The sequence below is a fragment of the Myxococcus sp. AM009 genome, assembly GCF_013372605.1.
Classification (GTDB): Bacteria; Myxococcota; Myxococcia; order Myxococcales; family Myxococcaceae; genus Myxococcus; species Myxococcus vastator.
In genome coordinates, this window is sequence record NZ_JABXEP010000061.1 from 34,799 (window position 1) to 45,904 (window position 11,106).

General features: G+C 70.4%; 8 protein-coding genes and 1 pseudogene. 6 read left to right on the forward strand and 3 right to left on the reverse strand.

Annotation, left to right across the window (positions count from 1 at the left end):
- Positions 1-3: 3 nt before the first annotated feature.
- Positions 4-2,577, forward strand: coding sequence for a penicillin-binding protein 1A (locus HV824_RS17090; RefSeq protein ID WP_176419982.1), 2,574 nt, complete (start codon positions 4-6; stop codon positions 2,575-2,577).
- Here HV824_RS17090 and pyrF read toward each other — a convergent pair.
- The 3 genes from pyrF to HV824_RS17105 all read right to left on the reverse strand — a co-directional run bounded on the left by pyrF (position 2,558) and on the right by HV824_RS17105 (position 5,327).
- Positions 2,558-3,424 (reverse strand): orotidine-5'-phosphate decarboxylase, encoded by an 867-nt coding sequence (gene pyrF / locus HV824_RS17095; protein ID WP_176423770.1) that lies wholly within the window; start codon positions 3,422-3,424, stop codon positions 2,558-2,560. The genes HV824_RS17090 and pyrF overlap by 20 nt on opposite strands.
- Before the next feature lie 26 nt (positions 3,425-3,450).
- Complete coding sequence (locus HV824_RS17100; RefSeq protein WP_176419984.1) at positions 3,451-4,212, reverse strand: SDR family oxidoreductase; 762 nt, start codon at positions 4,210-4,212, stop codon at positions 3,451-3,453.
- Between the two features lie 89 nt (positions 4,213-4,301).
- Complete coding sequence (locus HV824_RS17105; protein ID WP_255208104.1) at positions 4,302-5,327, reverse strand: histone deacetylase; 1,026 nt, start codon at positions 5,325-5,327, stop codon at positions 4,302-4,304.
- Between the two features lie 111 nt (positions 5,328-5,438).
- Between HV824_RS17105 and HV824_RS17110 the strand changes: the two genes are divergently transcribed.
- The 5 genes and pseudogenes from HV824_RS17110 to HV824_RS17130 all read left to right on the forward strand — a co-directional run.
- On the forward strand, positions 5,439-7,487 hold the full coding sequence (locus HV824_RS17110) for a HAMP domain-containing methyl-accepting chemotaxis protein (protein ID WP_176423771.1): 2,049 nt from the start codon (positions 5,439-5,441) through the stop codon (positions 7,485-7,487).
- A gap of 10 nt (positions 7,488-7,497) precedes the next feature.
- On the forward strand, positions 7,498-8,775 hold the full coding sequence (locus HV824_RS17115) for an MFS transporter (RefSeq protein WP_176419987.1): 1,278 nt from the start codon (positions 7,498-7,500) through the stop codon (positions 8,773-8,775).
- Between the two features lie 132 nt (positions 8,776-8,907).
- Complete coding sequence (locus HV824_RS17120; protein WP_176419988.1) at positions 8,908-9,444, forward strand: twin-arginine translocase TatA/TatE family subunit; 537 nt, start codon at positions 8,908-8,910, stop codon at positions 9,442-9,444.
- Between the two features lie 48 nt (positions 9,445-9,492).
- Entirely contained in the window at positions 9,493-10,698 is a 1,206-nt protein-coding gene (locus HV824_RS17125; RefSeq protein WP_176419989.1) for a twin-arginine translocase subunit TatC, read from the forward strand.
- A gap of 13 nt (positions 10,699-10,711) precedes the next feature.
- Positions 10,712-11,106, forward strand: a pseudogene (locus HV824_RS17130) (potassium transporter TrkA); the annotation flags it as partial.

Genomic DNA, 11,106 nt, shown 5'->3' on the forward strand with positions numbered 1-11,106 from the left:
CGTATGTCCGACCCTAAATCCGCTGACCGCAGCCGCTCGAAGCTGGTGCTCGACGGCGTCCCCTCCAAGCGCTGGTGGAAGTTCCTCCTGAAGACCGCGGGATGGCTGGCGCTGACGGGGGCCACGGCCGCCGTGATTGCCGTGACGACCGTGTACTATGTGTACGCGGAGGGACTGCCCGCCATCCCCAAGGTGGACGAGTACTGGCCGCCCATCGTCACCGAGGTCTACACGGATGACGCGGTGCTCGCCGGCGAGTTCTACGAGGAGCGCCGCAAGGTGGTGCCCTACGCGCGGATTCCGAAGCGCCTGGTGCAGGCCTTCATCGCGTCGGAGGACTCCAGCTTCTTCGACCACTTCGGCGTGGACGTGCTGGGCACCGCGCGCGCCGGCTTCAAGACGGTGGGCTCGAAGCTGGGCCTGCGCTCGGGCGGCATCCAGGGTGGCTCCACGCTGACGCAGCAGACCGCGAAGGCGGTGCTCATCTCCGCGGAGGGCTACAAGTCCGCCACCGCGAAGACGATTACCCGCAAGATTCGCGAGGCCATCCTCGCCCGGCGCCTGGAGGAGTCGCTGACGAAGGAGGAGATTCTCTACCTCTACCTCAACAACGTCTTCCTCGGGCACCACAGCTACGGCGTGCAGAGCGCGGCGGAGAACTACTACCGCAAGGACGTGCGCGACCTGACCCTGGGCGAGATGACGCTCATCGCGGGCCTCCCGCAGGCGCCCAGCCGGTACTCGCCCTTCCTGCGCCCGGAGGCGGCCCGCAAGCGCCGCTCCTACGTGCTGCGCCGCATGCTGGTGGAGGGCATGATTTCGCAGGAGGAGCACGACACCGCCAACGCCGAAGAGGTGAAGGTGTACCCGGTGGAGGACGTGTTCCACGAGTTCGCGCCGTACTTCGTGGAGCAGGTGCGCAAGGACGTGGTGGACCGGTACGGCAACCCCGTGCTGCTCAAGGCCGGCCTCAAGGTCTTCACCACCATGGACAGCGAGCGCCAGCGCGCCGCGCAGGACGCCGTGCTCCACGGCCTGCTGTCGGTGGACAAGCGCCAGGGCTGGCGCGGCCCGGTGGAGCAGCTCGCGTCGAAGGAGGCCATCCGCGCCTTCATCGACCGCTCGAAGAAGCTCATGGGCGCACAGGAGTTGGTGGAGAACCGGCTCTACGTCGCCGTCGTCACGTCCATTGACGGGGACGGCAAGGGCGCGGACGTGCAGGTGGGCGGGCACGCCGGCCGGCTGCCGCTGCTGGGCATGCGCTGGGCGCGCAAGGTGAACCCGGAGGGCTACTACCCGGCGATGATGATCTCCTCGGTGAAGCGGGCCATCTCCGAGGGCGACGTCGTCGTGGTGCGCCACGTCACGAAGAAGGACCTGACGGACGACAAGGAGCAGTGGGACAAGAAGCTCGCGGACGAAATCCCCAGCGAGGGCGTGAAGCTCTTCCGCCTGGAGCAGACGCCCGAGGCGCAGAGCGCGCTCGTCTCCATCGACCCCCACCGCCAGTACCTCACCGCGATGGTGGGCGGCTACGACTTCGACGACAACGAGTTCAACCGCGCCTTCCAGGCGTGCCGCCAGCCGGGCAGCTCCTTCAAGCCCTTCGTGTACTCGGCGGCGCTGGAGCAGCTGGACTGGACGGAGGCCACCGTGCTGGTGGACTCGCCCATCGTCGAGCACGACCCGGACACCAAGGTGTCGTGGAAGCCGGCCAACTACAGCGACAAGTTCGAGGGCGAGGTGCTGCTGCGCACCTCGCTGGTCAACTCGCTGAACGTGCCCGCGGTGAAGACGTTCGGCGCGGTGGGCGTGAAGAACATGGCCGCGTGGAGCACGAAGCTCGGCATCACCACGCCCATGAACATGGACTTCTCCGCGGCGCTCGGCTCCTCGTGCGTGTACCCGGTGGACCTGGCCAACGCCTACGCCACCTTCAACCGCTACGGCCGCAAGAAGCCCACGTACTTCATCCGCAAGATTGAGGACCGCTGGGGCCGCACGCTGGAGGACCACACGGCCTTCGACGACGCGTGGGCGCCCCTGCAGGACCGCGTGGCCGCTGGCTACGCGCGCCTCTTCGAGCCGGGCGAGCAGGTGATGAGCCCGGAGGCCGGCTTCATCCTCACGCACCTGCTGCGCGGCGTGGTGCTCCAGGGCACCGGTGGCCCGGCGCAGCGCCTGGGCAAGCCGGCGGCGGGGAAGACGGGCACCACCAACGACTCCTTCGACGCCTGGTTCGCCGGCTACACCCGCGACCTGGTGACGGTGGCGTGGGTGGGCTACGACTTGAACCCGCATCCGCTGGGCCGCTACGAGACGGGCGGCCGCGCCGCGCTCCCCATCTGGCTCAACTACATGAAGCGCGCGCTGGGGGACCGGACGCAGTCCGAGTTCTACCCGTGGCAGTCCATGAACCTGGTGCGGCTCCACATCGACAGGAAGACGGGGAAGATTGCCCCCGCGGGCGCCAGGGATTCGGAGCTGATGTTCTTCAAGAAGGGCACCGAGCCGAAGGACGCGGTGCCCGACAAGAACACGGTCGACGTCGACCAGTTCATGATGGGCGCGCAGTAGCGCGGAAGGCGCGCGCCGGCGCCAGGTGCCGCTCCAGCGCCTGGCGCAGGGCGGCGGTGTCCGGCCCCGCCTCCAGCACCGAGCGCGTGGCGGTGGGGATGACCTGCGCCTCGCGCCCGGCGAACAGGCGCTTCAAGTCGTCGAAGCCCGCGCCCTGCGCGCCGATGCCGGGCGTGAGCAGCAGCGCGCCGCCCAGCCGCTCGATGACGCCGCGGTCCGAGCCGGGGAGGGTGGCGCCCATGACGGCGCCCGCCACCGGCGCCGCGTCCTGGCCGGGCTGTTCGTTGAAGGCGCGCAAGCCGTCCGCCAGGGCCTCCGCCACGGTGCGGCCGTCCTCGCCGCGCGACGTCTGGAGTGAGCTGCCCTCCGGGTTGGAGGAGCGCACCACCACGAAGGCGGCGGCGCCGGACGCGCGCGCCCGCTCCAGCGTCTTCCGCAGCGCGCCCAGGCCCAGGTAGGCGGTGAAGGTGGCCGCGTCCGCTTCGTAGGCGCTGCCCTCGCCGAAGACTGTCTCGGCGTAGGCCTCCATGGTGGAGCCGATGTCGCCGCGCTTCACGTCCAGCAGCGTGAGGGTGCCCACGGCCTTGAAGCGGCGCAGCAGCTCCTGGAGGACCTGGAGGCCCGCGGGGCCGTGGCGCTCGAAGAAGGCGCTCTGCGGCTTCACCACGGCGACGGCGCTCCTCGCCGCGTCGGCCACGCGCTCGCAGAAGTCGCGCAGGCCCTGGGCGTTGTCGGGCAGGCCCCAGCGCGTCAGCAAGTCTCTCGACGGGTCAATGCCAAGGCAGAACGGCGAGCGCTGCTCGGCCAGCAGGCTGAAGCGGTGGGCGAAGGGCTGTGGCGTCGTCACCGGGCGTCTCCGTGGGAAGGGGAAGGTCAGCGCAGCCGCCGCGCGGCCGCGTCGAAGAGGGGGTTGGGCAGCACCTTCGCCAGGCGCGTGGGCACCGCGAGCTGCCAGGGGAAGGACACCTCCGCGTCGCCCCGGACGATGCCCTTGCCCATCAGCTCCACCGCGTCATGCGTCTCCATGAGGAAGGGCATGGGGAAGCTGTTGTTGGCCGTCAGCTCGCTCTTCACGAAGCCGGGATAGATGCAGGTGACGCGCACGCCGGTGCCGCGCAGGTCCACGCGCAGGCTCTCCATGAAGGTGGACAGGAAGGCCTTGGACGCGGAGTAGGCCGCGTGGCCGGCCAGCCCGCGGAAGCCCGCGAGGCTGGAGACGCCCACCAGGTGCCCGCGCTGGCGCTCCACCATCTGGGGCAGCACGGCGCTCAGCGTGGCGGCGGCGCCGGTGACGTTGGTGTCGATGATGCCGCGCACGCGCTCCCATGGGAGGCGCTTCGCGTTCGTCGTGCCGCCCACGCCCGCGTTGGCCACCACCAGGTCCAGCCCGCCCGCCTCCGCGTCCAGCGCGCGGATGCGCTCCAGCGTGGCGTCCGCCTGGGTGACGTCCAGCGCCACGGGCTCCACGGTGACGCCGGCCGCCTGGGCCTCGTCCCGCAGGGCCTGGAGCTGCGGCAGGCGGCGCCCGGCGGCGAACACGCGGACGCCCCGCTTGGCGAGCCACAGCGCCAGCCCGCGTCCCAGGCCGCTGGATGCACCCGTCACCAACGCCGTCCGGTAGTTCAGCTCCACCATGCAGTCCTCCCGTGTGCTGCCGGGCTTCTCGCACGGTTGCCAGGGGAAGAACAGCGGCGCGAGACGCGGCGCGCCATCCAGCCAACGCTCTACACGCGAGGCCAGTACGGCCGCAGCGCCTCGCGGCTCACCCGCAGCGCGTGCTTCGCGTCCGCGTGGGTGTCCCCGGTGGGGAAGCCGTCCTTGCGCCCGGCGAGCACCTCCACGCAGGCATGCACGGACTGGGACAGGCCCTCCAGCGAGTAGCCGCCCTCCAGCAGCAGGACCAGCCGGCCCTGGCACACGCTGTCGGCCAGGGCCTTCATCGCCGAGCACATGGCCGCGAACCCGCGCTCGCTGACGTCCATGCCGCCAATCGGGTCGTGCTGGTGCGAGTCGAAGCCCGCGGAGACGAGGATGAGCTGGGGCCGGTACGCCTCCGCCACGGGCAGCAGCAGCTCCTCGAAAATCATCCCGTAGTCCGCGTCCGAGTTGCCGCCCGGCAGGCCCACGTTGACGGTGTAGCCCTCGCCCTCGCCCTTGCCCGTCTCCTGGGCCGCGCCAGTGCCCGGGTAGTAGGGGAACTGGTGCACCGACTGGTACATGACGTCCCGGCGCGACCAGAACGCCGCCTGCGTCCCGTTGCCGTGGTGCACGTCCCAGTCGAGCACCAGCACGCGCTCGGCGCCCAGCCTCCGGCCCGCCTCCGCGGCGATGGCCGCGTTGTTGTACAGACAGAAGCCCATGGCCTTGTCGGGCTCGGCGTGGTGCCCGGGCGGGCGCACCAGCGCGAAGGCGTTGCGGGCCTCGCCCTTCATCACCGCCTCCACCGCCTGCACGGAGGCGCCCGCCGCCAGCCGGGCCGCGTCGATGCTGTCCGGCGACACGTGGGTGTCCGGGTCCAGCTGCGAGACGTGCCCGCTCAGGCTCGCGAGGTACGCCAGCAGCTCCGGCGTGTGGACCGCCGCCAGCTCCGCCTCCGTGGCGGAGCGCGGGGCGGTCATCACCGTGCCCTTCACCGGCGCGCTGGCCAGCACCCCGAGGATGCGGCGCAGCCGGGAGGGCGACTCCGGGTGGCCCTGCCCGGGGTCGTGCTGGAAGAAGAGCGGATCCGTCAGGAGCAGGGTGGAGGACATCAAGGAGACCTTACGCATCCGCCAGACGGGAAGTCAGCACCCCTGGGGGACAGGCCGCGCCGGCGCCCTGTTCTTGCCCTGCCGGTGTTTCCCTTCCTACAGTGCCTCGTCTTGGCTCTCCGGTTCAAGAAACCCGGCCTGCGCAGCCTGCTGCTGGGCTCCTTCGCGCTCGTCCTCGCCCTCATCCTGGGGACGCTCTTCTTCGTCGTACCCTCGCGCGTGGAGGCCCACCTGGAGCAGCGCCTGCAGACGCGGGGCGAGGCCCGTGCCAGCCAGGCCGTCAGCATGCTCACGAGCCAGCCCGCCGCGGCCCTGCCCGACAGCCTGGAGCGGCTGCGCGCGGGCGACGACGACTTCAAGGTGCTGGCCGTCCTCTCCAGCGAGGGTCAGGTGCTGGCCACCCACCCGGCCGAGCCGCCCGCGTGGTTCCAGGCGGAGCTGAAGGCCCGGCAGGGGCGACCGCTGAATGGCTTCCGCTTCGCCAACGGCGACCGCTCCGTGGCGCGCCCGGTGACGCTGTCGGGCGGCGTGGTGGGACAGGTGCTGCTGGTGCTCGACAACACCGGGCTGGACGCGGTCGTCACCGAGCTCCAGCGCGTCGTGATGCTCGCGTTCGGCATCGGCCTGGCGCTGTTCCTGGTGGTGGCCTTCTTCATCTCCCGCGCCTTCATCCTGGTGCCGCTGGACGCGATGATGGGCATGGCGCGGCGGCTGGCGGAGGCGGACCTCACTGGCCGCGTGGACGTGGGGACGCGGGACGAGCTGGGCCAGCTCGCCGAGGCGCTCAACCGCATCGCCCAGAGCTGGCGCGACACGCTGGGCCGGGTGCGCGGCGTGTCGGACGTGGTGGCGGGCGTGGTGGAGCAGATTCACCGCACCGGCACCACGGTGTCGTCCGGCGCGGGCACGGTGCAGGCGCGCGTGGAGGAGACGTCCTCCTCCATGGTGGAGATGATGGCCTCGCTGCGCGGCATCGCGGAGAACGTGGAGGTCCTCTACCAGAGCGCCGAGGAGAGCAGCTCCTCCATCATGGAGATGGCCGCCACCAACGACGAGGTGGCGGAGAACGTCCAGGCCATGGCCGCCAGCGTGGAGGAGACGACCAGCGCCATCGAACAGATGACGTTCTCCATCAAGGAGGTGGCCACCAACATCCAGGAGCTGTCCGCCTCCACGGAGGAGACGTCCTCGGCCATCAGTGAGATGGACGCCGCCATTGGCCAGGTGGAGGCCAACGCGAAGGAGACGGCCCGCCTGTCCGAGCAGGTCTTCGACGAGGCGCAGACGGGCGTGGAGGCGCTGCGCAAGACGCTCACCGGCATCGACCGCATCAAGGACACGAGCCGCAGCGCCGCCAGCGTCATTGAAAGCCTGGGCCGGCGCATCTCCGAGATTGGCAACATCCTCAACGTCATCGACGACGTGGCGGAGCAGACGAACCTGCTGGCCCTCAACGCGGCCATCATCGCCGCGCAGGCGGGGGAGCACGGCAAGGGCTTCGCGGTGGTGGCGGAGGAAATCAAGGACCTGGCCGAGCGCACCGGCGCGTCCACGAAGGAGATTGCCGAGCTCATCCGCAGCATCCAGGAGGAGAGCCGCAACGCCGTGGTGGTGATGAACCAGGGCGTGCGCAGCGTGGAGGAGGGCGTGCAGCTGGGCCGGGAGGCGGAGGGGGCGCTGCGAAAAATCAACGACAGCACCCAGAAGTCCACGCAGATGGTGAAGGCCATTGCCCGGGCCACCGTGGAGCAGGCGCGCGGCAGCAAGCAGGTGACGGCCTCCATCCACCGCATCAGCGACACGGTGCAGCAGATCTCCAAGGCCTCCAACGAGCAGGCCCGCGGCGGCGAGCAGATCATGAAGAGCGCGGAGAAGATGAAGGCGCTCACCGCCCACGTGCAGCGCAGCAGCCAGGAGCAGGCGCACGGGAGCAAGCAGATTACCCGCTCCATCGAGAGCATCAACGAGATGGTCACCCACCTGAACCGCGCCCAGAAGGAGCAGACCAAGGGCAGCGAGCAGGTGCTCAAGGCGGTGGAGACCATCAAGGGCGTGTCCGAGCACCAGACACGCTCCGTGAAGCAGTTGGAGGAGGCCATCGACAACCTCCAGCGGCAGGCGGAAATCCTCCGTGCGGAGGTTCGCCGCTTCCGGGTGTAGACACCTCTTCATGCCGACACAACGACAGGTCTCCGAGCGCGCCGTGGTGGCCCTCATCGGCGCGGTCCAGTTCGTCAACATCCTGGACTTCGTGATGGTGATGCCGCTGGGCCCGGACTTCGCGAAGGGGCTGGGCATCGCGTCGTCGCACATCGGCGTCATTGGCGGCGCGTACACGGCGGCCGCCAGCGTGGCGGGGCTGGCCGGTGGTTACTTCCTGGACCGCTTCGACCGGCGCAAGGCGCTGGCGGTGTCCATGCTGGGCCTGGTGGTGGCCACGGCGGCGGGCGGCTTCGCCACGGGGATGTCCACGCTGCTGCTGGCGCGCGTGGTGGCGGGCGTCTTCGGCGGGCCGGCCACGTCGCTGTCGCTGTCCATCATCGCGGACCTGGTCCCCGTGGAGCGGCGCGGACGCGCGCTAGGCGCGGTGATGGGGGCCTTCTCCGTGGCCTCGGTGGCGGGGGTGCCCATGGCGCTGAAGCTGGCCGAGTTCGGCGGCTGGCGCGTGCCCTTCTTCGCGGTGGCCGCCATGGGCCTGCTGGTGGTGCTGGGCGCCATCTTCTCCCTGCCCCCCGTGCGCGGCCACCTGGACGCGGGGCCCCGCCAGCAGGCCGGCGTGCTCGAGCTGCTGGGCAACCGGGACATCCAGCTGTCGTACGTGATGACGGCGTTGGTGATGATGGCGGGCTTCGTCCTCATCCCCAACCTGTCCGCCTATCTGCAGCAGAACGTGGGCTATCCGCGCGAGCTGCTCTGGCTGCCGTACTTCATTGGCGGCATCGCCAGCTTCGCGACGCTGCGGGTGGCGGGGCCCATGGTGGACCGGTACGGCGCCTTCGTGGTGGGCACGGTGGGCTCCACGCTGGTGCTGTTGTCCACCTACGTGGGCTTCGTCCACCTGCCTCGGTGGATGCCCGTGCCCGTCATCTTCACGCTCTTCATGGTCGCCATGGGGACGCGCAACGTCGCGTACAACACGCTGACGTCGCGGGTGCCGGACAACCCGGTGCGCGCGCGGTTCATGTCCCTCCAGTCCGCCGTCCAGCACATGGCCGCCGCCGTGGGGGCCTTCCTCAGCGCTCGGCTGCTGACAGACCTGCCAGACGGCACCCTGGGCGGCATCCCGCAGATGGCTGGAGTGTCCATGGTTTTGACGCTGTTGCTGCCCGTCTTGCTGTGGGTGGTGGAGCGGCGGGTGCAGAGCCGGGAGCAGGCGCGGGCGTTGGCGGTCGCTCCCCCGCGAGGAATGGCGGTTCCGCTCTCGCCCGGAGCGGATCCTCACGCGTAGTATGAAAGGGCGCCTTCGGGTTGCCTGCCGCCCATTCCGGGTGGCGGGCGGATGCTTTGGCGCGACGAACGGTTGCGCCTGCCTCCCCGGGGCGCGATAAACCGGGCTGCTCCGGGGAGCGCGTCAGGAAAAATGTTCAACATCGGCGCAGGCGAAATGGTGTTCATCCTGGTGGCCGCGCTGCTCATTCTGGGGCCGCAGCGGTTGCCCGAGCTCGCGCGCGGCATCGGCAAGTTCCTGCGCGAGTTCCGCCGCCAGACGGATGAGGTCCGCAACGTCGTGGAGCGTGAGTTCTACGCCATGGACCAGGAAATCGGAGAGCCTCCCACCGCGCCCGTGAGGCCCGGGACGCGCTTCGCGCCTCAGCCGCCGCAGGCCGTGGGTGGGCCCGAGGCCAGCCTGCCTCCCGCCACGGACGGCGCGGCGCCCCCGGCCGATGCGGCGCCCCCGGCCGATGCGGCGCCCCCTCCGCCCTCGTCGTCCACGCAGGTGCTGGAGCTGGACGGGCAGGGGCCTCGCGAGGTGTCCTCCGCGGACGTGCAGGCGGGGGAGCCGGGCGCGGAGCCCGCCGCCGAGCCGTCGCCCGAGCCCGCTGCTTCTTCCGCCACCTCGCCCACGCTGTCGCCCATCCCGGGGACGGTGGCGCGCAACGCCCCGAAACGGAGCTGAGCCCTGAGCCCCCCGCCCATCAACCCCGGCGCCGACTCCGAGCTGCGCATGAGCCTGTCGGACCACCTGACGGAGCTCCGCTCGCGCCTCGTGCGGTGCACCCTCGCGGTGCTCGTCCTGGGGGCGATTTCGCTCGTCTTCGCCAAGCCCATTTTCGGCCTGCTGATGCAGCCGGTGCTGGACGCGCTGCCGCCCGAGAATCGCTCGCTCATCTACACGTCCGGCATCGAAGAGCTGAACGTCTTGATGAAGGTGGGCGTGTACTGCGGCATCTTCCTCACCACGCCCGTCATCCTGATGCAGATCTGGGGCTTCGTCTCGCCCGGCCTGTATCCGGAGGAGCGCCGCTTCGCCGCGCCCTTCGTGGCGTTCGGCTCCATCGCCTTCCTCCTCGGCGCCGCCTTCTGCTACTTCGCGGTGCTGCCCTCCATGTTCACCTTCCTCCTCAACGAGGAGGAGACGCTCGCGCTGGAGCAGCGCCTGGACACGGCCCGGCTGCGCGCGGACGACGCCTTGCGCTTCCTGCGCCTGGGTGAAGTGGAGGAGGCCGGACGCATCGCGAAGGAGACGAGCACCCAGCTGCGCGCGGAGGGCGAGGGGCAGGCGCCCGCGCCGGAGGCCGCGCCCGCCGCCAGCGTGGAGATGACGGGGCGGCTGGAGGGCCTGGGGCGGCTCCTGGACGCGGCGTCGGTGGGCTACGGCGCGCAGTCCCGTGGCGTGCTGCGGCAGGCGGTGGAGAAGCGCATGGAGGCCGTGACGGCCTACGGGAAGAAGGACTTCGCGGCGGCGGCGGTGGCCATGGACGGCTCGGCGAGCCGGCTGGCGGACATCGCCCCCGCGCGCACCGAGGAGCTGGCGGGGCTGTGGCGGCTGGAGAAGGAGCTGGCCACGGCGCACGCGGCGCACGAGGCGGCGCGGTGGACGCGGCCCATGTTGTCCATGCACGAGCAGCTCTCGCTGGTGCTGCTGCTCATCCTGGCCTTTGGCATCATCTTCGAGCTGCCGCTCGTCATGGCCTTGCTGGGCGTGGTGGGCGTGGTGAAGTCGTCCTGGCTCTTCAAGTACCAGCGCCACGCCTTCGTGGTGTGCCTCATCGCGGCGGCCATCATCACTCCCACGGGAGACGTGGTGAACCTGTCGCTGATGGCGGGCCCCATGCTGCTCTGCTACGAGCTGGGCGTGCTGTTGGTGTGGATGGTGGAGCGGCGTCGCGCGCGGAGCTCGGCGGAGACGGGCATCACCCCGGCGTCGTAGTCGAGGAGCCTCCATGAAGCCGTCCCGCCGGCACTTCCGGGCCAATCTGCGCTACCTGCGGGCGCTGGTGCGGCGCTTTCGCACCACGCTGCTGCTGTCCGCCGTGCTGTTCCTGGGCGGGCCGCTGCTCTTCCACTGGCGGTTCCGGGGGCCGGGCGGCGAGCAACTCAAGTTTGGCGAGGCGCTGCACCACACCTACTTCCTGCTCTACGGCGAGCCGTCGCTGCCCTACGTGGACGACTGGTTGTTGGAGTTGCTCAACCTGGTGATTCCACCCGCGGGCATCGTCCTGGTGGCGGACGGCGTGGTGCGCTTCGCCTACCTCTTCTTTGCCCGGCACAAGAACGACAAGGAGTGGATTGAAGTGGTCTCCGAGACGATGAAGGGCCACGTCGTGGTGTGTGGGGC